Source organism: Acidovorax radicis N35 (assembly GCF_000204195.1).
Lineage (GTDB): Bacteria > Pseudomonadota > Gammaproteobacteria > Burkholderiales > Burkholderiaceae_C > Acidovorax > Acidovorax radicis.
In genome coordinates this window covers 141,357-164,959 of record NZ_AFBG01000025.1, presented here as the reverse complement: position 1 = coordinate 164,959, position 23,603 = coordinate 141,357, and the positions used below count along the sequence as shown (strand labels likewise).

Genomic DNA, 23,603 nt, shown 5'->3' with positions numbered 1-23,603 from the left:
CCCTGCGCACGGCGCGAGCGCCCGGCGAACCGGCATGGGCCAGGGCGTTCAGCCCCCCGATTGCAGGTGGCGCACCACCAGATTTTTCAAAAGCGGCAATTGTCCGTGAAAGAAATGCCCCCCTGCGGGAATGACTGTGACAGGCAGTATCTGGGGCCGTGCCCAGTCCATCACGGCGGCCAGCGGCACGGTGTCGTCGTGCTCGCCGTGCACGACCAGGGTGCGCAGATGCGCGTCGGGCGGCACGGGGGCAACGGTGAAACGGCTGGCGGCCGTGCCCACCAGCACTGCGTGGTCTACGCGGCCCTGCGGCCAAAGGGTGGCCAGCGCGTGGCTGGTGACAAACGCGCCAAACGAGAATCCCGCCAGCGCGATGCGCTGGCCTGCGGCGGCGGGCGCCACCTGCTCCACCACGGCCAGCAGGTCCTGCAATTCGCCCTGGCCGTCGTCGTGTACACCTTCGGTGCCACCCACACCGCGGAAATTGAAGCGCACGGCCGTCCAGCCACACTGCACAAAGGCGCGCGCCAGCGTTTGCACGACCTTGTTGTCCATGGTGCCGCCAAACAGCGGGTGGGGGTGCGCAATGATGGCCACGCCACGGGGCGCAGCAGCACCGTCAGCCAGCGTGGCAGCGTCACGCACGGCCTCGATGGCGCCTGCGGGGCCGGACAGGGTCAGGCGTTCGGTCTGGGCATTCACGATTTACTACCAAATTAATAGCTGACAGCGCTTTACAGATAAGCGCTGGGAGCCAAAATCATTCAAAAATGGATCAACGAGACGGATGGAGGCGCATTCAGCGGCCAAGTTCCGCCGGCGTGACCAGGCGCTCCACCACCTGGCCGTTCTTGAGGTGCGATTCGACGATCTCGTCGATGTCGGCGGTATCCACATAGGTGTACCAGGTGCCCTCGGGGTAGACCACCGCGACGGGGCCAGCCGCGCACCGGTCCAGGCAACCGGCCTTGTTCACGCGCACCTTGCCGGCCCCCGCCAGGCCTGCTGCCTTGACCTGGGCCTTGCAGCGGTCGAAACCCGCCTGGGCGTTGTGGTGGGCGCAGCTGTCCTCACCGTTGGTGCGTTCGTTCAGGCAGAAGAAGATGTGGCGCTGGTAGTAGCCGGGCGCTGCGGCCGGTGCGGGGGTGGTGTCGCTCATCCCTGCATTTTACGAACCCACGCCGCGAGAGAGGGGAAGGCGGCTCAGGGGGCGCCCTCTCTCCTCGACACGCGCAGCAGCACATAAAGCAGCGTGGCATAGGGCCACAACCACCCCAGCCACTGGCCCAGGCCGTAGAAGCGGATGAACCGGCCCTGCTCCCAGATCTGCAGCGTCTGCGCAAAATAGGCGCTGGTGGGCGCCTGGTTGAGCAGCGCCAGGTGCCAGACCAGGGCCACCAGCAGCACGGCGGCGCAGGCACGCCGAGGCAGGGCCAGCAGCAGCACCGCCAGCGCCAGCGCGCCCCACACGCCCACCCGCGTGGGCAGGCCCATCCACTCCCAGGCATGCACGGGGCCCCAGCTCAGGGCCGCCGACAGCGCGGTCAGCGTAACCCCCACGGCGACGACACCCAGGGCAAACAGCGCGCGCCGGCCCACGGAGCGGATCACGCAGTAGCCCAGCAGGCACGGCGCCAGCAGGCCCAGCGTCACGCACAGCAGTTCTCCGCTGGGGGAAAGGGGGTCGAACACGGCCTCGCGCAGCGGCAGCCAGTCCAGAAAGGGGGTGTCTTCCAGCACCTCGATGAGCGCTGCCTCCAGCCGTTCCAGCACCTGCCCCAGCCCGAACGGCACGGCCGCCGGGAACAGCAGCGCCAGGGGCCACAGGGCCAGCAGCACGATGGCGCCGCTGGCGTCCTGCACAAACCAGCGCCCTCTGAAATCGCTCCAGCGGTCGATGGCGCCCAGGCGCTCCAGCAGCGCGGCGCTCAGCGCCCCCGCCAGGGTGCCCGCCGCGTTGAGTAGCAAGTCCAGATTGGAGGGCACGCGCCGGGGCAGGTAGATCTGCAGGAACTCCATGGCCAGCGACAGCAGCATGCCCACCAGCGTGGCCAGCAGCACGGCGCCACGCCCCCAGCCCGAGCGCAACATGGCCAGCACCAGCAAAAAACCCAGCGGCGCATAACCCACAACATTGGTGGCGATGTCAAAGCCCGTCCAGTACGGCGGGGGCAACGGTGCCAGCAGGAACACCAGAGGGTCAATGCCCTGGGCGCGCCAGCCGTCAAACGGAAACAGACTGGCAAAGACGATAAGCGCCGTGTAGATCAGCGCCAGGGGCCAGGCGGAGGTCTTGGGCACCGACACCGCTTTCAGGCTATGGGCTGTTCAGTGCGCACTGTGGCCCGCAGCGCATGCAACAGGCGCAGCACAAGCGCAGGACGCCAAGCAAGGGCCGCCCCGCAGCGAGGGCGTCGTCCCCCTGCCGGCAGTTCGCAGCGCTGCGAGAGCGGGGGGAAGGCGCACAGCACCTCAGGGGGGTGTTCCATGTCAGAACGGCTTGACCACCACCAGCACCACCGCAACCAGCAGCAGCACCACGGGCACCTCGTTGAACCAGCGGAACCACGCATGGCTCCTGCGGCTGGTGCCGTTGGCCAGCTTGCGCAGCAGCACGCCGCAGGCGTGGTGGTAGCCGATCACCAGCAGCACCACCGCCAGCTTGGCGTGCATCCAGCCATTGCCAGGGCCCCGCCCGATGCCATAGCCCATCCACAGCCACGCGCCCAGTGCCAGCGCGGGCACGGCCAGCAGCGTGGTAAAGCGCAGAAGCTTCCTGGCCATGAGCAGCAGGCGGTCACGCTCGGCGGCCGAGCCCGGCGCCACCATCGCCAGGTTGACGAAGATGCGCGGCAGGTAGAAAAGACCAGCAAACCAGCTGGCCACGAAGACGATGTGAAAGGCTTTGACCCAGAGCATGGAGGCAGTTTAAGGGCCCGTGCCGGCCGCCCCGGGCCGCGCCAAAAAAAAGCCCGGCAAATCCGCCGGGCCGGGAAAGCCTGTTTTGCATCGCTGCAACCCGAGGCCCCGCTCAGGGAGGGAAAGCGGGGGGCGGCAAGCCGCCCGGCGCCAATTTAGCACCGGGCAAGGGGTGTTACAAGCGGCATTTTCAATGTGAGAGGACGCCGCATTGATGTTTGAAACCGGCGCGCCCCATGCCAGTGCACCCGTGGATCCGGCTTCGCCGGTCCAGGGGGTGCGTCCCCCTTTGGGGGAAGCCGCGCAGCGGCTCAGGGGGATAATCTCGCGATGCATCTCCAAAGCCCCGCCCCCTTCCCCCAGAACCGCCCGCGCCGCCTGCGCCGCGATGCGTTTACGCGCAACCTGGTGCGCGAAAACGCCGTCACGCCACACGACCTGATCTACCCCGTGTTCGTGCACGAGGGCCAAGGCCGCAGCGAGGCCGTGACCTCCATGCCCGGCGTGGACCGCCTGAGCCTGGATCTGCTGCTGGCGGTGGCCGAGGACTGCGTGAAACTGGGCATTCCGGTGTTGGCGCTGTTCCCGGCGATCGACCCGTCGCTCAAGACGCCCGATGGCAAAGAGGCGCTGAACCCCGACGGCCTGATCCCGCGCGTGGTGCGGGCGCTCAAGAAGGAATTCCCCGCCCTGGGCGTGATGACCGATGTGGCGCTGGACCCGTACACCAGCCACGGCCAGGACGGCGTGCTGGACGCCACCGGCTACATCATCAATGACGAGACGGTGGAGATCCTCACCGGCCAGGCACTCACGCATGCCGAGGCGGGCGTGGACATCGTCGCGCCCAGCGACATGATGGATGGCCGCATTGGCGCGATCCGCGAGGCGCTGGAGGTTCAGGGCCATATCCACACCCGCATCATGGCCTACAGCGCCAAGTACGCGAGCGCCTTCTACGGCCCCTTCCGCGACGCCGTGGGCACGCGCGGCGCTTTAGGCAAGGCCGACAAGAACGTCTACCAGATGGACCCCGGCAACAGCGACGAGGCCCTGCGCGAGGTGGCCATCGACATCGCCGAAGGTGCCGACATGGTGATGGTCAAGCCCGGCATGCCCTACCTGGACATCGTGCGCCGCGTGAAGGACGAGTTCCACGTGCCCACGTTCGCCTACCAGGTCAGCGGCGAGTACGCCATGATCAAGGCCGCTGCCGCGAATGGCTGGCTCGATCACGACGCCGTGATGATGGAAAGCCTGCTGGCCTTCAAGCGCGCAGGCGCCGATGGTGTGCTGACCTACTTTGCGCGCGATGCTGCGCGTTTGCTCCGAAAATAATAGCAATTAGCGCTGGATGGAAAAGCGCTAGAGGCATTTTTTATTGCTCAACCGGGGTCGCATGCGTATTTTTCACATCCACAGCGGCGGCGTGCAGGAGCTCACCGAGCTGCCCACGCAGATGCCCGCCCAGGGTTTTGTCTGGATCGCCTGCGCGCGCCCGGCCTTCCAGGCGCGGCTGGCCGAGATCCAGGCGAGCCTGCAGACCCTGGTGGGGCTGCAGCTGGTGGACCTGCACGTGTCCGACCTGCTCAACGCACAACTGCCCTCGCACTACGACTACACCTCGCAATACGACCTGCTGGTGTTCCGCCGCCTGGCCACATTGAATGGCGACGCCCCGGACGCACCCAGCGCGGCGGGCGCCGGTGCGCCCCCATCGCTCAAACGCAGCGGCCCGCCCGTGCTGCGCCGCATCGACACCAGCCCGGTGGGTTTTGCCGTGTTCGACCAGCTGCTGCTGACCGTGCACCCCGCAGACTGCGCGGTGCGCGACGCCTATGCCACACGCCTGCTGGCCTCGCTGCCCACCAGCCCCAGCGAGGGCCGCAGCAGCCCCGTGCCCGGCGCCCGCGTGCCCACCAGCCCGGCCGACCTGATGCTGCGCGTGGTCAACCTGATGGTGGATGGCTACCTGGACCTGCGCCGCGAACTCACGCGCCAGCTCGACCACTGGCAAAACGAGCTGCTCAAGCCCCGCGCACGCTACGTGAACTGGACATCGCTGCTCGAAGCCCGCCTGTCGCTGCACATGCTGGACGAGATCTGCGAAGACCAGCGCACCGCCGTGCAAGACTGGATCGACGCGCTGGAAACCTGGGCCCTGCCCGAGACCCCGCTCGGCCTGCGCGAGCTGGACCTGCTCAAGGTGCGCAGCCGCGATGTGCTGGAGCACATCGAACGTGTGGTGCACCACGTGCGCCGGCTGGAGCAAAGCACCGAAACCGCCGTGCAGATGCACTTCAGCGTGCAGAGCAACCGCACCAACGACATCATGCGCACGCTGACCGCACTGACGGCGGTGTTCCTGCCGCTCAACCTGATTGCGGGCATCTTCGGTATGAACTTCGAGTTTCTGCCCCTCATCCACAAGGCCGACGGCTTCTGGTGGGCGTTGGGCTCGATGGTCTTCATCGCCCTGGCCCTGGTGGCCCTGTTCTGGCGCAAACGCTACCTGGCGCGCACGGGCACCTGAGCACAGGCAGCCCCTCCAGCGCCCGCTCAGAGGCTGAGAGTTTTTTAGCCGAGCCCGAAAGGCGCGCCAAAAAGCCTAGGATCTAGGCGCAAAGCACAGCCATAGCTCGGGCTATGGCGAGCATTTGCAACGACGAGCCGGGGCTTTTTGGCGTGCAAGGCGGGCATGGATAAAAGACTCTCAGCCTCTCAGGTCGGGCCGGACGCCAGCAGCGCTTCCTTGAGAGACGCGTCCACCGGCGACGGGCCCAGCCAGATGCGCAGCACCATGCCGAAATACTCGGCATCGCCCACCGGCGCGCCCTGCGGCTGGCCCTGGATGAAGAATGTGGTGCCCTTGCCCGGCACATACTCCATCGCAAAGGTGTCGCCCGACGCCAGCTTGGCACGGCCCGAGAAGATCTCGACCAGGCGGTTGCTCGACGGGGTATGGCGCCGGATCTGGTCCGGCGTGGCGTTGCTGGATAGGCCCTTGATGAACGACAGCCCCAGGTCGGTGCCCGGGATGTCGCGTTGCGCCACAAACTGCAGGCGCATGGGGCCCGTGGTGGCCAGCACCTCCTCGGCCGTGCGGACCTTGCGCGGCAGGTACAGCGCCATGTCATAGACCTTGAACACAGTGCGGTAGCGGGTGCCCGAGCCCTGCAGCACCAGCGGCGTGCCTTGCACGGTTTGCGCGGGTTCGAACGGGGTGGCGGCACCTGCTGGCGCCACGAACCCCAGGCTGGCGGCTGCCAAAGCCCATGAACAGGCCACGCGCGCTGCAGGGCGATGGCGACGGGGGAAAGAAAAGGTGGTGGTGGTTTTCAAGGGCTTTTTTCCGGACTGCGGGGTGGCAAGCAAGGGCCCCCAGGCCGCCCTTCCCGCCCGGAAATCATAGGGCCTGGCCCCACGCGGCGACGGACGTGTTGGCGTCAGCGCCGCTACCGGGCCACCATAGCGCCGCTATCTGCGCGGTGCCGGCACCCCAAACAGCGCCGCCCCGTTGTCCCAGGCAATCCGCCGCGCCACATCGGCGGGCAAACCGCCGAGCCACTGCCGGTAGCCTTGCATGAGGCCCTCATAGTGCTGCCAGCGCTGGTTCACCCAGGTGTCCGAACCCACCACAAACCGCGCGGGGTACTTGAGCAGCAGCGCGCGCCACGCGGGGCACAGCTGGTTGTCGTCGCACACCAGGCCCGGCCGGTACGACAGCTCGCCCACCAGCCCGGGGTAGCGCCCCATCAGTGCATCCACGCGCTCTACCGACGCACCGCCAATGCCTGTGTGCGCCCAGATCAGGCGCAGCTTGCGGCCCTGGGACGGCGTATTGGCCATCAGCAGGTCGATGGCCGCGTCGTCCACATGGGCCAGCACCACCAGGTCGCGCTCCTCGGCCAGCACCATGAGCTTTTTGGCCACCGGGCCATCGGCGTTGGCACTGTCGTACAGGTGGAACTCGCCAATGCCCCGGTACGGCCCGGCCGCCGTGCCGCGCGCCAGCTCGGCCTGCACCATGGTGTAGATGCTCTCGTCCGCGAACCAGCCTGAATAGTCCGCACGGTTGCGGTACAGCCGCACAAACGGCACCACGGTGACGCCTGCCTTGCGCGTCTGTGGCAACTCCGCCAGCGTGAGCGAGCCGGTGTTCGGCCGCGAATTGGCCACGATGGCGCGCACGCCGCTGGCCTTCATGCGCGCCAGCACATCGGCGGGCGGATGGGGGCCGGTTTTTCCATCCCAGGCTTCCTCGTTGTAGTGCAGGTGGGCGTCGAACAGCGGGCCGGTGTAGTCGGCGGCGTGGGCCTGAAGGCCCAATGCTATCAAACCAATAGCTGTCAGCGCTTTACAGGCAAGCGGTAGCAGCAAAAATCGCTTCAAAACCTGGATACGCGTCGTACTCGCCATGCCAACCTCCAAACATTGAGCAGTCATCGCGACACCCCCGGTGCATGCACGTGGCACGACCCTGCCAGTGCCCCCGTGCAAGGGACGCCCCGCCGCACTGGGGGCGTCCCCCTGGGGGGGGCGCCGCAGGCGACTCAGGGAGGCTCAAGCAATCAGATGCTTGTCGAAGAACGCCAGCGTGCGGTCCCGCGCCGTCATCGCCGAGGGCTCGTCGTAGCTGCCACGCTGGTCGCAGTTGAAGCCGTGGTCGGCTTCATAGATGTGCACTTCGACGTCGGGGTGGGCGCGGGCAAAGGCCTGCACGCCATCCAGCGGGATGTAGTGGTCGCGCTGGCCGAAGTGCGCCAGCACGGGCACCTGCGGATGGCGCGCCGCCTCCTCGGGCGTGGTCATGCCGCCACCGTAGTACGGCACGGCGGCCGACAGGCCCTGCAGCTGGCAGGCCGCGCGCCACGTCAGCAGGCCGCCCCAGCAAAAGCCCACGATGCCCACCTTGCGACCACTTTGCGCCGCCGCATGGTCAATGGCGGCCTGGATGTCGGGCATCACGCCCGGCGCGGGCAGCGCCTCCACGGCGGCCTTGAGCGCCATGCCGGCCTTCATGTCGTCGCCCGAATAACCCATGTCCACGTCCTGCTGGACGCGGTGAAAGGTCGACGGCGCCACGGCCAGGTAGCCACGTGCCGCGAAGCGGTCGGCCACTGCGCGGATGTGCGAATTCACGCCAAAGATCTCCTGCAGCACCACCACGGCGCCACGGGGCGCCCCATCAGGCTGCGCCACCCAGGCCGGAAACGTAAAACCATCGCTTGATTTCAGATCGACAAACTGACCCATGCTGCTGCTCCTTGAAGGGGTGTTGCAAGACGGCGCCCAGCGCACTCGCAAAAGGGGCTGGGATGCCTGGAACCTGTTCCAATGCTGCATTCTTGCAGGAGACCGCATTTCATGGACAAGATTGCGTTATTCACGGGCCCCCGCCCAGGCCTTGGCGCCGCCACGGCCGCCGCACACTCCACCACCCTGTCGCTGCCTGGCGAATCCGGAGGCCATTGATGGATCTCAAACCCCTCATCACCCTGCTGGCCATCGTGAATCCGCTGGCCATCGTCCCCTTCTTCATCCACTACACGCAGGGGTTTTCGTACCCGCAGCGGCGCCGCACCATCCAGGTGGCCAGCTTCAGCGTGTTCTGCGTGATTGCAGCCTGCGCGCTGCTGGGCCTGCAGATCCTCGATTTCTTCAACATCTCGCTGCAGAGCTTCCAGGTAGGCGGCGGCATGCTGCTGCTTATCAGCGCGATGAACATGCTCAACGCCCAGCCCGCCGAGGCCAAGCCCAGCACCAACGAATATGAGGAAGGGGCCGAGAAAGCCGCCGCTGGCAGCAGCATTGCCGTGGTGCCGCTCACCATCCCGCTGCTCACGGGCCCAGCCAGCATGTCCACGGTGGTGATTTACGCCGACCGCGCCCAGGGCATCTGGCAAACCCTGGCGCTGGTGGGCTACGGCGTCGTCATCGCCCTGGCCACCGCCGTGTGTTTCGCCCTGGCCGACCCGATTGCGCGCGTGCTGGGCAAGACCGGCATCAATGTGATGACCCGGCTGATGGGCCTGATCCTGGCGGCGCTGGCGGTGGAAGTGATGGCCGACGGGCTGGGCAAGCTCTTCCCCATCCTGATCGCTCGGTGACATGTTCCCCCCTGAGTCGCCTTTGGCGGCGTCCCTCGCCTGGACCGTGCCAGTTTCAGGCGTTGCGGATGGCGCGCAGCACAACGGATGACTGAGACATGTCCGCACGGCTTTTGCTTCTGGAAGACGACCCCGCCATCGCCCGCACCGTGGCCTATGCGCTGGAGCGCGACGGACTGCTCGTGACGCACAGCCTGCTGGTGCACGATGCGCGCCAGCAGATGCTTTCGCACCGCTTTGACCTCCTGGTGCTGGACGTGGGCCTGCCCGATGGCAGCGGGCTCGATCTGCTGCGCGACGTGCGCAATGCCGCGCAGACCGCAGCCATTCCCGTGCTGATGCTCAGTGCCCACGGCGAGGAGATCGACCGCGTGCTGGGCCTGGAGCTGGGCGCCGATGACTACCTGACCAAACCCTTCAGCCCGCGCGAACTGGCGGCCCGCGTGAAGGCGCTGCTGCGCCGGGCGGGCAACGGCCACACGGCAGCACCCGCCGCTTCGGCCGCCACGCTCTTCCATGACGACGAGGCAGGACAACGCATCAGCCTGCGCGGCCAGCCCCTGCCGCTGACCCGGCGCGAATACCGCCTGCTGGCCCACCTGCTGCGCGGCGCAGGCCGCATCCACTCGCGCGACGCGCTGCTGGCCGCTGCCTGGGGCGACGACAGCGAGAGCACCGACCGCACGGTGGACACCCACATCAAGACCCTGCGCGCCAAGCTGCGCGAGGTGGACCCGGCGCGCGACTACATCAGCACGCACCGTGGCATGGGGTACTGTCTTGACGTATAGCCAAAATCGGTCCTGGCGCTCGCCCAGCTTGCGTTGACAGCTATCTTTTTATGAAATACCTGCGCCGTTGCTTGAAAGCACTGGGCTGGCTGATGCTGGCCCTGGGGGGATTGGCCTCTGTGGGGTTGGCCGCACTGATCGTTGCCAATTGGAACGATGACGCCCTGAGCGAGGCGGCCCAGCAGGCGCTGCAGTACACGCCGCCCACCGAACAAGCCCTGGAAGGCAACGGCTCTCTGATCCTCATGGGGCTGGACGCGCCCGCCGGGGGCGATGCTGTCGCCGATGCCATGGCACTGGGCCGCCAGCGCCTGGCGCGTGAAATCGAGCGCAGGCGTTGGGTGGAGGCCCATGGCGACCGGCAGGAAGGGATGCCTCCGTCCCTTGCAGCCGAGGCCATGGTGGGCGACGTACTGCCCGACCGGCTGCGTTGCCCAGTCGGCGAAGCGGATTGTTTTGCCTGGTTTGTGAAACATGGCGATGAAGTGCAGGCATTGGCGAAAAACCACCAGGCCCTGCTGCAACGGCTGGCGGCTGCGGCCAGTTCCCCGCAGTTCAGCAATCCCGCCCCCTTTTACTTGCTGGCCGAATTCCCGCCCTATGGGCTCCTCGTCCGCGCTCATGAGCTTTGGCTGGCCCAGGCCGCGCTGGCGTGGGTGCATGGGCAGCCACAGCAGGCCATGGACATCGCCCGTCAGGCCGTCCAGCTACGCAGCCGCATGGCAAGCACCTCCAACAGCCTGATTGCGTCCATGATCGCGCTGGCCATGCAGCACCGCGAACTACGGTGGCTCAGTGATGCGAGCGCACGAACAGCATCGCCAACCCCTGCGGCTGTGTCCACGACGATCGAAGAACTTGTTTCCGTGCCGACTGAGCCCTTGGGATCAGCCATGGAGGGGGAAATGCGTTTCGTCGCTAGCGGTCTATATCTGTACAAAACCGTTGATTTGTTCACCCGTCCATGGGACGAGCCCCCCACATGGTGGCAACGCCTCTTGAACAAAGCGAGCAATTGGGCCTACTTACCCAGACAGACGCTCAATCTCTCGCTCGGCTACCTGCAGCAAGTGCACACCATTCACGGCATGCCCGCCCCGCGACAGGACGCTGCTTTCTCCAAACTCATGCGGCGACTGGAAGATGATGGAGCATGTCTACCCTGGAATAGCTTGCGCAACATTGCAGGGACCTGTCTGGCTGCTATCTCTGCGCGCAATTACCAAGGGTACGCCCAGCGGGTGGCCGACATGGACGGCTACCGCCGCCTTGTCCTCCTGCAGCACCGCGCCGCCGTTGATCAGGTCGCCCCGCCCGACATGCCCGCGTGGCTGGCACAGTCACCCGAGGAACTGCGCAACCCCTACACACTGCAGCCCATGCAATGGGACGCGGCCACCAGCAGCCTGATGTTTGAAGGCCGCGAGAAGCAGAACCAGAACCCTGGTCGATCCTCGACCTATCGCATTCGCTTGCGGGGGTGAAATGAGCATGAAATCCGCCGCCTGCGCGCGCCCAGCAATCTTTTGCAGCTACTGTTTTTACAGAAGGGCCCGCTGATCCATGCGCCTCGGCATCCGCCTGCTCTTTGCCTTCTTCCTCATCAACGGCATCGCCGCGTTTTTTGTGCTGCGCGTGTTCATGGCCGAGATCAAACCCAGCGTGCGCGAGGTGATGGAGGACATGATGGTGGACACGGCCAACATCCTGGCCGAGCTGGCCAGCGATGACCTGGCGGCCGGGCGCCTGGCGACGGGGGCCGACAACAGCAGCCACAGCCCGTTTGCGCAGCATGTGCGCCGCTATGCCACGCGGCCCATCGACGCAGCGATCTGGGGGTTTTCCAAGCAGTCGCTGGACTACCGCATCTACGTGACCGACACCACGGGACGTGTGCTGTTCGACTCCGAAAACCGCGCCATCGGCGCCGACTACTCGCAGTGGCGCGACGTGGCCCGCACGCTGCGGGGCGAGTACGGCGCGCGCTCCACGCGCGATGTGGAGGACGACGACACCAGCGGCGTGATGCATGTGGCCGCCCCCATCTATGTGCAGGCGCCCGAGGGCCGCAAGATCGCCGGTGTGTTGACCGTGGCCAAACCCACGCGCACCGTGCAGCGCTTCATCGACCGCGCCGAGCAAAAGGTGTTCATGGGCGGGCTGCTGCTGCTGGCCCTCTCGGCAGCCGTGGGCGTGGCGGTGACGCTGTGGATGGTGTGGAACGTGCGCCGCCTGCGCGACTACGCCTTGAGCGTGCAGGGCCCGGCCGATGGCGAGCGCCATGATCCCGGCACCCCGCCCACCACGGCGCTGGCCGTGCCCGAGGTGCCGGGCGAACTGGGCGACCTGGCCCGCGCCATGGACCGCATGCGCGCCCGGCTGGAAGGGCGCGACTACATCGAAGGCTATGTGCGCGCCCTCACGCACGAACTCAAAAGCCCCGTGGCCGCCATCCGCGGCGCGGGCGAGCTGCTGCAGGACGACCTGCCCGCCGCCGACCGCGCCGAATTCGCGACCCAGGTGGTGCAGCAAAGCGAGCGCCTGCAGCGCATCATCGACCGGCTGCTGGAGCTGTCCAAGCTGGAGCAGCGCCACCATGCCGAAGGCCGCGCGCCCGTGGCGCTGCACGACTGCGCCGAGGCCGCCATTGCCCAGACCCGCGCCCGCGCCGGGCAGCGCGGCATCAGCCTGGCACTGGAAGGGCACGGCACCAGCGGCCCGTGGGAGGCCGAGCTGGTGACGCTGGCGCTGACCAACCTGCTGGACAACGCCATCGACTTTGCACCTGCGGGCAGCACGGTGCGGGTGGAGCTAGACGGCGCCACGGTGGCCGTGCAGGACAGCGGCCCCGGCGTGCCCGACTACGCGCTGCCGCGCCTGGGCGAGCGCTTTTTCACCACCGCGCGGCCGGGCGGGGAGCGCAGTGGATCGGGACTGGGGCTGGCGATTGTGCGGCGGGTGATGGCGCTGCACGGGGGACAGATGGTGGTGCGCAACACAGTGCCCGGACTGTGGGTGGCACTGGAGTTTCCCGCCAGCTAATGCGAGCGGCGCAGGTGCACAGCCAGGGCCACCACCAGCAAGGCCAGCGCCACCCCATCCACCCGCACGACCATCACCAGTGGAGCGCTGAGGCCGCTGCCGCGCTGCAGCCACGACAGCAGCAGAAAAGACACCACGCTCACCAGCCCCGCCACCAGGGCCAGCCGATGGAGTTCGGCTCGCGTGGCGGCATACCCCATGAAGGCGGCCAGCAGCCCGAAAAGGACGGCCCGGTGCCGCAGCAGCAACTCCACGCCTGCATCCTGCACCGGGGTGCCGTACAGCTGCGCCAGCTTGCCCGCCCCCAGCACGCCCACCAGCGGCAGGGCATGGACCACTGCCACCAAGACCAGAACCACCGGAACCACATGACGCATGCCGAAACCCCTCGTTGCAATGCGCCGTTTGTAGGCGCAAGGGGCGCGGCCGTCGATGACCTGGCAGGTCATGGCGATACGGGCAGCCCCGACTTCACACTGGCCTCACAAACTTCATAGCGCCCTCACACCGGGCCACAACACTGCCCCCACAACATCATTTGTGGAGGATCTCTTGTTCAAACACCCCCTGTTCACCAAACTGGCCGCGCTGGCCGCCATCACTGTGCTGCTGCTCTTTGGCCTCGGCATGATCGAAGACGTGGTGCGCGACCGGCTGCGCTACCGCAGCATCACCGCGCAGAGCGTGGCCGAAAGCCTGGCCGGGCCGCAGACGCTGATGGGCCCGATGATCCACAGCGCCTGTGTGGAGAGCTGGGAGGTAGAGACCGGCAAGGGCGACGAGCGCCGCATGGTGGAGCAGCGCCGCGAGTTCCTGCTGACCGCCATGCCCGAGCAGCTCAAGCTCACCACCGGCGCCGCGATGGAAGAACGTGCGCGCGGGCTGCACAAGGTGAACACCTTCAACCTCAAGGCCCACGTGACGGCGCAATGGGGATCACTGGCAAGCCTAGTACCGCAGAGCAGCATGAAAAACTCGCGCATGCATTGCGGCGCCCCCATCGTCATGATGGCCGTGGGGGATGCGCGCGGCATCCGCACCGCGCAGTTCACCATGGAATCGCATGCATTGGCCCTCAAGCCCGGCACCTTCCACCCCACTTACAGCCGGGGCCTGCACGCCGTGTTGCCTGAAGCGGTGCGCGGCAAGGCCGACGGGCTGACCGCCACGCTGGACCTGGAACTGGTGGGCACCGAGCGCCTGGCCTTCGTGCCGCTGGGCGGCAACACCGAAGTGCAGATGACCAGTGGCTGGCCCCACCCTTCGTTTGGGGGCCGCTTTCTGCCAGCGGAGCGCGAGGTCAAGAAGACCGGTTTTTCGGCCCAGTGGCGCTTGTCGTCGCTGGCCACCACGGCGCAGGCCGATATCGCCAACGGCAAGCGCATCTGCCTGGGGGGTTCGGACGACGGCAACCGCAGCGACTACGTGCCCGGGGAAGCCCCCCCCGGAGACTGCGCCGACAGCTTCAGCGTGGCCTTCATCGACCCTGTGAACCCCTATTCGCTGTCTGACCGCGCCACCAAGTACGGCGTGCTGTTCATTGCCCTGACCTTCGTGGCCGTGGGCCTGTTCGAGCTGATGAAGAAGCTGCGCGTGCACCCGGTGCAGTACCTGCTGGTGGGCAGCGCGTTGTGCAGCTTCTTCCTGCTGCTGGTGAGCCTGTCGGAGCACCTGCCGTTTGGCATCTCGTACGCCGTGGCCGCCAGCGCCTGCGTGCTGCTGCTCGCCTACTACGCAAGCCACATGCTGGGCAGCCTGGCGCGGGGCATTCCGCTGGGCGGGGGCATCGCGGTGCTGTATGGGCTGCTGTACGTGCTGCTGCAGCTGGAGCAGACGGCCTTGGCGGTGGGTGCGATTGCGCTGTTCCTGGTGCTGGCGGCCGTGATGGTGGCGACCCGCAAGGTGAACTGGTACGGGCTGTCGCAGGGCACGACCCCGCCACGCCGCCCCACGGCCCCACCCGTTGCGCGCCCCACCACGCCCCCAGCGAGCGCCGCATGACAACACACACCACGCCCCGGTCTTGGGCGCAGCACCTGGCCGGCCCGGCGGCAGGCGCCGGGGCGCACCCACCTACCTTGACACTGGCAGAGGCCGAGCGCGTGCAGCGCCACCGCGACCAGCTGATGGCCGCCCTGCGGGCACAAGACCGGGTGGCGCTGGTCAGCGCCAAGCAGCAGGTGCTGGAGGCCGCGTTTTGCCCGCGCAGCGATCCCAGCCCTGTGGGTGTGCAGGATTCACCCGCCATGCGCCGGGCCCTGCGGGATCTGTCCTGGCGCATGGCGGCCCTGCTGCTGCCCCGCAGCCCGGGGCACTGAGACGCTGAGGCAGTGCTGGAGTTTTGATGAAAATTGGCTCCAGCGCTTTAGAAGAAAGCGCTATTAGCTATCAAAATGGAAGCAAATCGCTGCACAGGCCCCTACACCACCACCGTGCGGTTGCGGCCTTCGCGCTTGGCGGCGTAGAGCGCCGAATCCAGCGCGCGCAGGGTGATGTCGAGCGGGCGCAGGGGATCAAAGTTGGACAGCCCCATGCTCACCGTCAGCACCAGCGGTGGCTCCACGCCAGGCACCGGGTGGGCGGCCAGCGCGGCATGCACGCGCTGCGCCACCGCCTGGGCCTGGTCCACCCGGGTGGCGGGTAACAGGGCCAGAAACTCCTCGCCACCCCATCGGCTCACCACATCGGCCGCGCGGAACACGTCGCGGCAGAGCGTGGCCACAAGCTGCAAGGCCTGGTCACCCACATGGTGGCCGTGCACGTCGTTGACACGCTTGAAGTGGTCGATGTCCATCATCAGCAGGCAGGCGGGTTCGCCGTCGCGCTGCAAAAGGGCCTGCTCCTGCACAAGGCGCGCGGTGAACGAGCGGCGGTTGGCCAGGCTGGTGAGCACGTCGGTATGGGCCAGCACGGCCATCTGGCGGCGCGCTTCTTCCAGCTCCACCAGCATCTGGCCCTGGCGGTCGTTGGCGCGCTTGAGCTCCAGCAGGCGGATCACCTGGCGCGCCAGCGCGGACAACATGTCCTGCGCTTTCTGGGACAGCTGGCGCGGCCGGTGGTCCAGCACGCAGAGCGTGCCCAGGGCATAACCATCGGGCGTGACCAGGGGCGCCCCGGCATAAAAACGCAAGGGGTTTTCCTGGGTCACGATGCTGAAGTGGGCAAAACGCGCATCCTGCGCGAGGTCGGGCACGATGAACACACCGGGCTGCCGCACTGCGTAGCGGCACACGGACTGGTCCAGCGGGGTTTCCCGCAGCGGGAGCCCCACCGATGCCTTGAACCACTGGCGGTGGCTGTCCAGCAGGCTGATCAGGGCCACCGGGGCTTCGCACACATGGGCCGCAATCTCGGCCAACTCGTCGTAGGCAGGCTCCATCGGCGTGTCGAGAATGCCGTAGCGCTGCAGGGCCTGCAGGCTTGCGGCGTCGTCGTACAGCGCCACCGTGGAAGAGATTTCGGCCATGGAGCAAAGCGGTCATGCCGCCCACCTTTGCCTAGAGACTTGGCAGCATGCCACACCGGCGCAGCCCACGCACGGGTGAAAGCACGCTTGCGCTGCGCCATGGCTGGCCGCGTGGGCGGACCGGCAGGCAGCGGCGCTGTGCGCCCGGCTCTCAAAACGTGTTCACGAGCTCAGGCCATCGCTGCGGGTTCGGCGGCGGCAACACCGGCCGAGGTATCGGAGCAGGTCGATCCACCACAACCCTGGATCAGTTCGCCCGGCAGCGCGTGCGGCGCATGCACCACGCCCGAGACCGGGTCAAACCCCACGCGGCGCAGGTGCAGGGCCAGCGCCGCGTCCATGCTCTGGGCGTGCTGCGGAAACCACAGCGCCAGCTCGCTGGCCATCACCCGCAGAACCTGGAGGTCGCCCTGCTCAGCCCGCACCACCCCTTCGCGCATGACCTGCAGCACCACCCTGTGCTGCATGCTGTGGCAGTTGCCCGAGGCAAAGCGGGTGGACGCCATCCAGGCATCCTCTTGCGCAAAATGGTGGTCGGTATGCTCCACCAGTGCGTGCCAGGCGGAGAGCAACTGCCCATCCTCGGCCCGGTGCACGGCGGCCAGCAAATCCACGAATTCGCGGTGGGTATCGTCCATCAGGGGCAGGTCCAGGGCCAGCGCGTCCGACCATTCGAGTTGTGCCATGCGAATCCCTTTGCAGCGAGATAAAAACAGGGCACGAGCTTAGGCCGCCAGCCACCAGGGCGTGTTGATGCAGGTCAGTTCGGCGCCAACCGCGCAGCACCATTCGGCCCCCACAACAAAAAATGCCCCGCACGGGGCGGGGCATTTTTAAGACTGCCAGCGGCTGGGAGTACCGGCCACTGTGCGGTCCACAGGGGATCAGCTCTTGCCGTACATGCGTTTCATGTCGTCCACACACTTGGACTTGGCATCACCCGACAGCGCATCGCAGCGCTCCTTGGCGGCCTTGTAGTTGGCGTCGTTCTTTTCTGCGTTGGCATCCTTGCGGGCCTCCGCCACGGCGGCGCCCTTTTCGGCAGCGTTGTCCGCGGGCTTGGCCTGCACCGCGGCGACCTTGGCATCTTCCTTGGCCTTCACATGGGCAGCCTTGGCGTCCTTTTCACAGACATCCTTTTCATTGCCCTTCAGGTCATCGCATTTTTCCTTGGCGACAGAGTAGGCTGCGTCAGCACGGGCTTCGGCGACCTTCTGGGTGGCTTTTGCGCTGGGCTTGTACTGGGCTTCGAGCTCGGCCTTGGCCACGTCTTCCTTGCCCTTGGCTTCCTTCACACAGATGTCCTTGGCGTTGGCCGACAGGGCATCACACTTTTGCTTGTCGGCCTTGTAGGCGGCCGAGATCTGGTCCTTGGCGGCCTTGTGTTCAGGGGCTGTCATGGCGAAGGCAGAGGTTGCCAGCAGGCCAGCAGCCACGGAAGCGATCAGAGTTCGTGCGAATTTCATGGGTTTCTCCTCGAATTGGATAGGTAGGGGATAGGGAGCAGGCCGGTGCGAAGGTGCGCCGGCCGTCTGCTGGTTGCCCGTGCGGCTCAGGCGCAGGGGGCTGGCCCCGGCACCAGACCCCGGTCAGTCGTTGAAGCGAAAGTCAGGGTGGCGGTCCTGCCACTCCTTGAGCTGCTTTTCGGCGGCGTCGCGGGCAATGCCCTGGCGCTCTTGCAGCTTGCCCAGGAACTGCTCGCGCTTGCCGTCGATGACGTCGAAGTCATCGTTCGTGAGCTTGCCCCACTGTTCAATCATCTTGCCCTTGAACTGCTTCCAGTTGCCCTTGACGGTGTCTTCATTCATGGTCTTCATCCTTGAGAGTGGCTCGCTGCGGCCATGCCACCGATATGGCGGTAAACGGTGCCGGACAGCGATGAGCCCACTGTAGAAACACTGCAGTGCGCCGCGCGTAGGCTCCCGGTGGCAGCGAACGTCGGCCTCTGGACTACACCGCTGCCGGACAAGCCGCCGCAGGGTGCGCAGCAAGATCCGGCGGGAATACGCCTTAATCGAAACCAGCCTCTTTGCGTAAACCGTTGCATTTGGTGACCGTTGTAGTCATTCATAACGATTTAGCCCAACAGGCTCTCAGTTGCAAATCCATACACTTGGACCAGGCCTTGGCATCCATGGCAGAGCTACCGAAGCGCACCGTCCATGCATGCAGGGCGCCTGATAGCTCTGCGTGTGGTGTTGCTCCCGCTACCAACAACTAGCAGACCCACCATGACACTGATGAAAGAGGAACCTCGCGCAGCGGCGCCTGCCGAAGTTGCAGAGGGAATCGACACCGCGCAGGCGGCTCCACGCCCGGCCCCGCTGCCCAAGGAAGCCACGCTCGCCGCCCTGATGGCCAGCGTGGCGCTGGCAGCCTGCGGTGGCGGCGACGCAGCCGATGACACCGTGAGCCCGCCCGCGACGCCCGCTCCAGGGACCACACCGACCCCCACGCCAGGCCCGGCCCCTACCCCCGGCCCGGCCCCCACACCCAGCCCCACGACGCCCCCTTCCCCCGGGCCTGCACCGGCGCCCGGGCCCACGCCCGCGCCGGGGCCATCGACTCCACCGCCCCCGCCGCCTCCACCGGCCCCGGGTGCGGGCTCCTACACGTACACAAAGGCCGGCACCGATTCGGAGGCGGCCCGCTTCCTGCTGCAAGCGCAGTTCTCGGCCTCGACGGGCGAGATTGCCACCCTGCGCGCCGGCACCTACGACGGCTGGATCAACAACCAGTTCAGCCTGCCCGTTGGCACCAAGGGGTGGGACTGGCTGAACCAGCGCGGCTACAACACGGTGGACAACACCACGTCGTACTACGACAACACCTACCCGGGCGACTGCATGATCTGGCAGCAGCTCATGACGTCCACCGACGGGCTGCGCAAACGCGTGGCCCTCGCGCTGTCCGAAATCTGCGTGGTATCGCTCTCGGGCCTGGACTTCAGCTGGCGCAGCCACGCCATCGCCCACTATTGGGACCAGCTCGTGGCCAATGCCTTCGGCAACTTCCGCCAGCTGCTGGAGGACGTGACCCTCAACCCCGCGATGGGCTACTACCTCAACACGCGCGGCAACCAGAAGGAAAACCCCTCCACGGGCCGCCAGCCCGACGAGAACTATGCGCGCGAGATCCTCCAGCTGATGTCCATCGGGCTCGTGGACCTCAACCAGGACGGCACGGCCAAGCGCGATGGCTCGGGCCAAGTGGTCGACAGCTATACCCAAAGCGACATCACCAACCTGGCACGCGTGTTCACGGGCTACGACTACGACCAGTCGCAAAACGTGCAGACCACCGTGCCGGGTACCACGCGCACCGTGCCCAGCACCCATTTCACGCGGCTGCCCATGGCACTCACCGAGTCGCGGCACTCCACGCTGGCCGCCACCTTCCTGGGCACCACCGTTGCCGCCGGCACCCCCGGCGCGGCGGCGCTCAAGACCGCGCTGGACACCATCTTCAACCACCCCAACGTGGGGCCGTTCATCGGCAAGCAGCTGATCCAGCGCCTGGTCACCAGCAATCCATCGCCGGGCTACGTGAGCCGCGTGGCCGCCGCCTTCAACAACAACGGTGTCGGCGTGCGCGGCGACATGCGCGCCGTGGTCAAGGCGGTTTTGCTGGACAACGAGGCCCGCGGGCCCGCCGGGCTCACGGACGCCATGTTCGGCCGGCTGCGCGAACCCATGTTGCGCTTCGTGCAATGGGGCCGCACGTTCGGCATCGCTTCGCAATATGGCAGCTGGAAGATCGGCGACCTCAGCTCGGCGGGTTCGCGCCTGGCGCAGAGCCCGCTGCGCTCGCCGTCGGTGTTCAACTTCTTCCGGCCGGGCTATGTGCCGCCCTCGACCGCTCTGGCCACGGCGGGCGCCGTGGCGCCGGAGTTCCAGCTCGTCAACGAAAGCAGCGTGGGCGGCTACCTCAACTACATGCAGGGCGTGATCCGCAACGGCATCTTCGTGAACGCGCCAGACCTGCCCAACAACGGCAGCACCAGCAACAACGGCGTCGACATCAAGGCGGCCTACACCAACGAACTGGCCATCGTGGCCGATGCCGACGCGCTGGTCGACCGGGTCAACCTGCTCATGACCGGCGGCCAACTGTCTGCGGCCACCATCAAGCTCATCGCGGATGCCCTCAAGACCACGTCCGTCACGGCCGCGAGCGCGGACAACGCCAAGCGCGACCGCGTGGCGGCCGCGATTTTCCTCGTCATGGCCTCGGCCGAATACCTGATCCAGAAATAAGGCGCGCCGCCATGCATCTCCTCCAACCCGAACTCCACTCCCGCCGCGCTTTCCTGCGCCGCTCGGCCCAGCTGGGCATGGCGGGCACGGCCCTGCCCTTTGCGCTCAATCTCGCGGCCGTTGGCGAGGCCGCAGCCTTCACGGCCACGGACTACAAGGCGCTGGTCTGCGTCTTCCTGTACGGCGGCAATGACTATGGCAACACTGTCATCACCTACGACGACGACAGCTACAACAAGTACAACGCCATCCGTGGCGGCGGGGCCGGCCAGACGGCCGGTGGCATCGCCCTGGCCAAGTCCGCGCTCACGCCCACGCTGCTCACCCCCACCACGCCGCTGGCCGGGGGGCGGCAGTACGCACTGCACCCCGCCATGACCGGGCTGACGAACCTGTTCAACACCGGCAAGGCCGCCGTGCAGCTGAACGTGGGTCCCCTGGTGGTGCCACTCACCCGTGCGCAGTACAGCAGCAGCAACCGCACGCTGTACCCGCTGCCCCCCAAGCTGTTCTCGCACAACGACCAGCAGTCGGTCTGGCAGTCGTCTTCGCCCGAAGGCTCCACCGTGGGCTGGGGCGGCAACATCGGCGACCTGGCGCTGTCCTCCAACGGCAGTTCGCTGTTCACCTGCATCTCCGTCACGGGCAATGCGGTGTTCCTCTCGGGTGACTCCGCGCTGCAGTACCAGGTCAGCACCAACGGCGCGATCGCGATCAACGGCGTCAAGAACAACGTCTATGGCTCCACGGCCGTGCGCGCGGCACTCAGCTCGCTGATCCAGCAAAACAGCGGCCAGACGCTGGAAAACGAATACAACCGCGTCACCGCGCGGGCCGTGGGCGCAGAAGCCTCCATCACCTCGGGGCTGGCCGGGGTCAACCTGGCCACGGCCTTCCCCTCCAGCAATTCGCTCGCCGACCAGCTCAAGATGGTCGCCCGCCTCATCGGCGCGCGCACCACATTGGGCAGCAAACGGCAGGTCTTCATGGTGTCGCTCGGCGGCTTCGACCTGCACGACAACCTGATCTCGCAGCAGCCCACGCTCATGCAGCGCGTGAGCGAAGCCATGACCGCGTTCTACAACGCCACCGTCGAACTGGGCGTGGCCGACAAGGTGACGGCGTTCACGGCCTCGGACTTCGGCCGCACGCTCAGCTCCAACGGCGACGGCTCGGACCACGGCTGGGGCAGCCACCATCTCATGGTGGGTGGCGCGGTCAAGGGCAAGGCCTTCTACGGCAAGGCCCCCCCGGTCAGCATCACCAACACCGCCGATGCCAACGACCAATGGCATGTGGGCCAGGGTCGCCTGCTGCCCAGCACCTCGGTGGACCAATACGCGGCCACGCTGGCCAGCTGGTTTGGCGTGAGCAACAGCGAACTGCCGGGTGTGCTGCCCAACCTGAGCCACTTCGGCGGGGCCGACTACCCGACCAACCTGGGCTTTATGGCTTGATGTGAAACATCCCCCGAGCGGCTGCGCCGCTCGGGGCGGGCCTTGGCTTGCTGCCCTTGCCCAAGGCGGCGCCAGTTTCACTGGCCGCCCGGAAGCTGCGAGCCCCAATAATGGGGGCATGACCACTTCCTCCGCTCCCTCGCCCCGTCCCCGTGTTGTCATCATCGGCTGCGGCTTCGGCGGCCTTGAAGCCGCCCGTGCGCTGCGTGGTGCCGCACTGGACGTGACGCTCATCGACAAGACCAACCACCACCTCTTCCAGCCCCTGCTCTACCAGGTCGCCACCGCCGGGCTGTCGGCCCCGGCCATCGCGGCGCCCATCCGCCACCTGTTTCGCCAGCAGCCCAACGTCACGACCTTGCTGGGCGAGGTCACGCACATCGATGTGGCGGCACGCACCGTACACCTGAAGGGCGGATCCCATCCCTCCGCGCCCCTGCCCTACGACCACCTCATCGTCGCGGCCGGTGCCACGCACAGCTACTTCGGCCAGGACGCCTGGGCCACCCACGCGCCCGGGCTCAAGACGCTGGACGATGCCTTCGAGATCCGCCGCCGTATCCTGCTGGCCTTCGAGGCCGCCGAAAAAGAGACGGACCCTGTGCGCCGCGCCGACTGGCTCAACTTTGTGGTCGTCGGCGCCGGCCCCACGGGCGTGGAGATGGCGGGCACCCTGGCCGAGATCGCACGCCACACGCTGCCGGGCGAGTTCCGGCACATCGACCCGGCCAGCGCAAAAATCATCCTGCTCGAAGGCGGCGCCCGCGTGCTCCAGTCCATGCCGGAGACGCTGAGCCAGCGCGCCAGGGAGCAGCTGGAAAAGCTGGGGGTGGAAGTGCGCCTCAACGCCCGCGTTACCGCCATTGACGCCGAGGGACTGATGGTCGAATCGCCATCCAGCGCTGATTCATCAGGCGCAAATAGCTATCAAATAAAGAGCAAGTGCATTGTCTGGGCTGCGGGCGTGGCCGCTTCTGCGCTGGGCCGCCAGCTGGCCGAGGCCACCGGGTGCACCACCGACCGCGCTGGCCGCGTGGTCGTGGCGCCCGACCTCACGCTGCCCGGCCACCCCGAAATCAGCGTGATCGGCGACCTGGCTGCGGCCAAGAGCCACGCGCCCGGCCAGGAGCCGACGCCTGTCCCCGGCGTATCCCCCGGCGCCAAGCAGATGGGCCGGGTCGCCGCCGCCAACATCCTGCGCCGGCTCAGTGGCCAGCCCGCGCAGCCGTTCCGCTACAGCGACTACGGCAACCTGGCCACCATCGGCCGCAACTCCGCCGTGGTGGACCTCACCTCACCCGCCGGGCCGGTGCGGTTCTCAGGCTACTTTGCGTGGCTGTTCTGGCTCTTCGCGCACGTCTACTTCCTGATCGGCTTTCGCAACCGCCTGGTGGTGCTGCTGGACTGGGCCTGGGCGTACTGGAGCTTTGCGCGCTATGCGCGGGTGGTGACGGGGATCGAGGGGCAGCCTTCGGTGGCCGCTGCGTCTGTGTCGAAGCCCCCCCAAAAACCCCAGCCGTAGGCCGCAGCACCGCAGCACCGCAGCACCGCAGCGAGAGTAC

23 protein-coding genes are annotated in these 23,603 nt (G+C 67.0%); 11 read left to right on the top strand and 12 right to left on the bottom strand.

The genetic code is table 11. The features are described 5' to 3' along the window. Positions 1–48: 48 nt before the first annotated feature. The 4 genes from ARADN35_RS0125055 to ARADN35_RS0125040 all read right to left on the bottom strand — a co-directional run bounded on the left by ARADN35_RS0125055 (position 49) and on the right by ARADN35_RS0125040 (position 2,919). Positions 49–702: an alpha/beta hydrolase gene (locus tag ARADN35_RS0125055; protein WP_010467131.1), complete on the bottom strand. Its 654-nt coding sequence runs from the start codon at positions 700–702 to the stop codon at positions 49–51. A gap of 97 nt (positions 703–799) precedes the next feature. After that, complete coding sequence (locus ARADN35_RS0125050) at positions 800–1,159, bottom strand: (2Fe-2S) ferredoxin domain-containing protein (RefSeq protein WP_010467130.1); 360 nt, start codon at positions 1,157–1,159, stop codon at positions 800–802. Between the two features lie 44 nt (positions 1,160–1,203). After that, the gene (locus ARADN35_RS0125045; protein ID WP_029414397.1) at positions 1,204–2,301 is read right to left on the bottom strand and encodes a VanZ family protein; all 1,098 of its coding nucleotides are present in this window, start codon (positions 2,299–2,301) and stop codon (positions 1,204–1,206) included. 189 nt (positions 2,302–2,490) lie between these two features. After that, positions 2,491–2,919: a CopD family protein gene (locus ARADN35_RS0125040; protein ID WP_010467126.1), complete on the bottom strand. Its 429-nt coding sequence runs from the start codon at positions 2,917–2,919 to the stop codon at positions 2,491–2,493. A 330-nt stretch (positions 2,920–3,249) separates the two neighbouring features. Here ARADN35_RS0125040 and hemB point away from each other — a divergent pair, with 330 nt between their 5' ends. Together hemB and ARADN35_RS0125030 are read left to right on the top strand one after the other, a co-directional pair. Then, a complete protein-coding gene (gene hemB / locus ARADN35_RS0125035) occupies positions 3,250–4,257 on the top strand; it encodes a porphobilinogen synthase (protein WP_010467124.1) in 1,008 nt (335 codons plus the stop codon). A gap of 61 nt (positions 4,258–4,318) precedes the next feature. Next, positions 4,319–5,452 carry a magnesium transporter CorA family protein gene (locus tag ARADN35_RS0125030; RefSeq protein ID WP_050812580.1) on the top strand — a complete coding sequence of 378 codons (1,134 nt, stop codon included), beginning with the start codon at positions 4,319–4,321 and terminating at the stop codon, positions 5,450–5,452. A gap of 188 nt (positions 5,453–5,640) precedes the next feature. On the opposite strand, the gene ARADN35_RS0125025 is transcribed toward ARADN35_RS0125030, so the two are convergent. The 3 genes from ARADN35_RS0125025 to ARADN35_RS0125015 all read right to left on the bottom strand — a co-directional run bounded on the left by ARADN35_RS0125025 (position 5,641) and on the right by ARADN35_RS0125015 (position 8,175). Then, positions 5,641–6,261, bottom strand: coding sequence for a chalcone isomerase family protein (locus ARADN35_RS0125025; RefSeq protein ID WP_010467120.1), 621 nt, complete (start codon positions 6,259–6,261; stop codon positions 5,641–5,643). 135 nt (positions 6,262–6,396) lie between these two features. Then, positions 6,397–7,338 carry an amidohydrolase family protein gene (locus tag ARADN35_RS0125020; RefSeq protein ID WP_181147583.1) on the bottom strand — a complete coding sequence of 314 codons (942 nt, stop codon included), beginning with the start codon at positions 7,336–7,338 and terminating at the stop codon, positions 6,397–6,399. 144 nt (positions 7,339–7,482) lie between these two features. Continuing rightward, on the bottom strand, positions 7,483–8,175 hold the full coding sequence (locus ARADN35_RS0125015) for a dienelactone hydrolase family protein (RefSeq protein WP_010467112.1): 693 nt from the start codon (positions 8,173–8,175) through the stop codon (positions 7,483–7,485). A 218-nt stretch (positions 8,176–8,393) separates the two neighbouring features. Here ARADN35_RS0125015 and ARADN35_RS0125005 point away from each other — a divergent pair, with 218 nt between their 5' ends. From ARADN35_RS0125005 to creC, 4 genes are all read left to right on the top strand, one after another. After that, a complete protein-coding gene (locus ARADN35_RS0125005; RefSeq protein WP_010467109.1) occupies positions 8,394–9,029 on the top strand; it encodes a MarC family protein in 636 nt (211 codons plus the stop codon). A 98-nt stretch (positions 9,030–9,127) separates the two neighbouring features. Continuing rightward, positions 9,128–9,820, top strand: a complete 693-nt coding sequence (locus ARADN35_RS0125000; RefSeq protein ID WP_010467108.1) for a winged helix-turn-helix domain-containing protein — start codon at positions 9,128–9,130, stop codon at positions 9,818–9,820. A 50-nt stretch (positions 9,821–9,870) separates the two neighbouring features. Next, positions 9,871–11,304: a hypothetical protein gene (locus ARADN35_RS0124995; protein WP_029414395.1), complete on the top strand. Its 1,434-nt coding sequence runs from the start codon at positions 9,871–9,873 to the stop codon at positions 11,302–11,304. A 79-nt stretch (positions 11,305–11,383) separates the two neighbouring features. Beyond that, positions 11,384–12,862: a two-component system sensor histidine kinase CreC gene (creC, locus tag ARADN35_RS0124990; RefSeq protein ID WP_010467106.1), complete on the top strand. Its 1,479-nt coding sequence runs from the start codon at positions 11,384–11,386 to the stop codon at positions 12,860–12,862. Here creC and ARADN35_RS0124985 read toward each other — a convergent pair. After that, positions 12,859–13,239, bottom strand: a complete 381-nt coding sequence (locus tag ARADN35_RS0124985) for a hypothetical protein (RefSeq protein ID WP_010467105.1) — start codon at positions 13,237–13,239, stop codon at positions 12,859–12,861. The genes creC and ARADN35_RS0124985 overlap by 4 nt on opposite strands. A gap of 175 nt (positions 13,240–13,414) precedes the next feature. Here ARADN35_RS0124985 and creD point away from each other — a divergent pair, with 175 nt between their 5' ends. After that, positions 13,415–14,863 (top strand): cell envelope integrity protein CreD, encoded by a 1,449-nt coding sequence (gene creD / locus ARADN35_RS0124980; protein WP_010467103.1) that lies wholly within the window; start codon positions 13,415–13,417, stop codon positions 14,861–14,863. Next, entirely contained in the window at positions 14,860–15,180 is a 321-nt protein-coding gene (locus ARADN35_RS0124975) for a hypothetical protein (protein WP_081474711.1), read from the top strand. The genes creD and ARADN35_RS0124975 overlap by 4 nt, the downstream gene beginning before the upstream one ends. A gap of 101 nt (positions 15,181–15,281) precedes the next feature. Here the strand turns inward: ARADN35_RS0124975 and ARADN35_RS0124970 are convergent, their stop codons facing one another. The 4 genes from ARADN35_RS0124970 to ARADN35_RS0124955 all read right to left on the bottom strand — a co-directional run bounded on the left by ARADN35_RS0124970 (position 15,282) and on the right by ARADN35_RS0124955 (position 18,136). Further along, positions 15,282–16,328: a GGDEF domain-containing protein gene (locus tag ARADN35_RS0124970; RefSeq protein WP_010467101.1), complete on the bottom strand. Its 1,047-nt coding sequence runs from the start codon at positions 16,326–16,328 to the stop codon at positions 15,282–15,284. Positions 16,329–16,498: 170 nt separating this feature from the next. Then, positions 16,499–17,014 (bottom strand): hemerythrin domain-containing protein, encoded by a 516-nt coding sequence (locus ARADN35_RS0124965; protein WP_010467100.1) that lies wholly within the window; start codon positions 17,012–17,014, stop codon positions 16,499–16,501. Between the two features lie 198 nt (positions 17,015–17,212). After that, positions 17,213–17,794 (bottom strand): hypothetical protein, encoded by a 582-nt coding sequence (locus ARADN35_RS0124960; RefSeq protein ID WP_010467099.1) that lies wholly within the window; start codon positions 17,792–17,794, stop codon positions 17,213–17,215. 123 nt (positions 17,795–17,917) lie between these two features. After that, positions 17,918–18,136 carry a CsbD family protein gene (locus tag ARADN35_RS0124955; RefSeq protein WP_010467098.1) on the bottom strand — a complete coding sequence of 73 codons (219 nt, stop codon included), beginning with the start codon at positions 18,134–18,136 and terminating at the stop codon, positions 17,918–17,920. A 423-nt stretch (positions 18,137–18,559) separates the two neighbouring features. Between ARADN35_RS0124955 and ARADN35_RS26800 the strand changes: the two genes are divergently transcribed. The 3 genes from ARADN35_RS26800 (at position 18,560) to ARADN35_RS0124940 (ending at position 23,563) form a co-directional block, all read left to right on the top strand. Continuing rightward, positions 18,560–20,584, top strand: coding sequence for a DUF1800 domain-containing protein (locus ARADN35_RS26800; RefSeq protein ID WP_010467097.1), 2,025 nt, complete (start codon positions 18,560–18,562; stop codon positions 20,582–20,584). Between the two features lie 11 nt (positions 20,585–20,595). Further along, a complete protein-coding gene (locus tag ARADN35_RS0124945) occupies positions 20,596–22,041 on the top strand; it encodes a DUF1501 domain-containing protein (RefSeq protein ID WP_010467095.1) in 1,446 nt (481 codons plus the stop codon). 118 nt (positions 22,042–22,159) lie between these two features. Then, the gene (locus tag ARADN35_RS0124940; RefSeq protein WP_010467093.1) at positions 22,160–23,563 is read left to right on the top strand and encodes an NAD(P)/FAD-dependent oxidoreductase; all 1,404 of its coding nucleotides are present in this window, start codon (positions 22,160–22,162) and stop codon (positions 23,561–23,563) included. The last annotated feature ends 40 nt before the right edge of the window (positions 23,564–23,603 follow it).

Bases quoted from the DNA above. Each gene is read 5' to 3' on its own strand.
- ARADN35_RS0125050 (WP_010467130.1), bottom strand. From the start codon at position 1,159: ATGAGCGACACCACCCCCGCACCGGCCGCAGCGCCCGGCTACTACCAG.
- ARADN35_RS0125040 (WP_010467126.1), bottom strand. From the start codon at position 2,919: ATGCTCTGGGTCAAAGCCTTTCACATCGTCTTCGTGGCCAGCTGGTTT.
- hemB (WP_010467124.1), top strand. From the start codon at position 3,250: ATGCATCTCCAAAGCCCCGCCCCCTTCCCCCAGAACCGCCCGCGCCGC.
- ARADN35_RS0125030 (WP_050812580.1), top strand. From the start codon at position 4,319: ATGCGTATTTTTCACATCCACAGCGGCGGCGTGCAGGAGCTCACCGAG.
- ARADN35_RS0125020 (WP_181147583.1), bottom strand. From the start codon at position 7,338: ATGGCGAGTACGACGCGTATCCAGGTTTTGAAGCGATTTTTGCTGCTA.
- ARADN35_RS0125015 (WP_010467112.1), bottom strand. From the start codon at position 8,175: ATGGGTCAGTTTGTCGATCTGAAATCAAGCGATGGTTTTACGTTTCCG.
- ARADN35_RS0125005 (WP_010467109.1), top strand. From the start codon at position 8,394: ATGGATCTCAAACCCCTCATCACCCTGCTGGCCATCGTGAATCCGCTG.
- ARADN35_RS0125000 (WP_010467108.1), top strand. From the start codon at position 9,128: ATGTCCGCACGGCTTTTGCTTCTGGAAGACGACCCCGCCATCGCCCGC.
- ARADN35_RS0124995 (WP_029414395.1), top strand. From the start codon at position 9,871: ATGAAATACCTGCGCCGTTGCTTGAAAGCACTGGGCTGGCTGATGCTG.
- creC (WP_010467106.1), top strand. From the start codon at position 11,384: ATGCGCCTCGGCATCCGCCTGCTCTTTGCCTTCTTCCTCATCAACGGC.
- ARADN35_RS0124985 (WP_010467105.1), bottom strand. From the start codon at position 13,239: ATGCGTCATGTGGTTCCGGTGGTTCTGGTCTTGGTGGCAGTGGTCCAT.
- ARADN35_RS0124975 (WP_081474711.1), top strand. From the start codon at position 14,860: ATGACAACACACACCACGCCCCGGTCTTGGGCGCAGCACCTGGCCGGC.
- ARADN35_RS0124970 (WP_010467101.1), bottom strand. From the start codon at position 16,328: ATGGCCGAAATCTCTTCCACGGTGGCGCTGTACGACGACGCCGCAAGC.
- ARADN35_RS0124965 (WP_010467100.1), bottom strand. From the start codon at position 17,014: ATGGCACAACTCGAATGGTCGGACGCGCTGGCCCTGGACCTGCCCCTG.
- ARADN35_RS0124960 (WP_010467099.1), bottom strand. From the start codon at position 17,794: ATGAAATTCGCACGAACTCTGATCGCTTCCGTGGCTGCTGGCCTGCTG.
- ARADN35_RS0124955 (WP_010467098.1), bottom strand. From the start codon at position 18,136: ATGAATGAAGACACCGTCAAGGGCAACTGGAAGCAGTTCAAGGGCAAG.
- ARADN35_RS26800 (WP_010467097.1), top strand. From the start codon at position 18,560: ATGACACTGATGAAAGAGGAACCTCGCGCAGCGGCGCCTGCCGAAGTT.
- ARADN35_RS0124945 (WP_010467095.1), top strand. From the start codon at position 20,596: ATGCATCTCCTCCAACCCGAACTCCACTCCCGCCGCGCTTTCCTGCGC.
- ARADN35_RS0124940 (WP_010467093.1), top strand. From the start codon at position 22,160: ATGACCACTTCCTCCGCTCCCTCGCCCCGTCCCCGTGTTGTCATCATC.